Annotated in this window: 1 protein-coding gene; it reads left to right on the plus strand. The window is 62.9% G+C overall.

Annotated features, from left to right (window positions below):
* Positions 1–39: 39 nt before the first annotated feature.
* On the plus strand, positions 40–232 hold a 193-nt coding region (locus ACZXDY_RS46785), incomplete at its 3' end, for an FAD-dependent monooxygenase (RefSeq protein WP_464350143.1).

Genomic DNA, 232 nt, shown 5'->3' on the forward strand with positions numbered 1-232 from the left:
GCCGCGAGCAGATGGACGAACGAATTGTGAGGAGCGAACATGTACCACTACTTCGGGCAGCGCGCCGTCGTGATAGGAGCGGGCATCGGCGGATTGTCTGCCGCTGGAGTGCTTTCCCCTTACTTCAAGCAGGTCGTCGTTCTCGAGCGCGACGCGCTTCCGCTCCCAGCTACTTCGCGTGCAGGCACTCCGCAGGATCGGCATCCCCATCTTCTCTTGGCCGGCGGACTGC

It is taken from the genome of Bradyrhizobium sp. LeoB3, assembly GCF_055456055.1.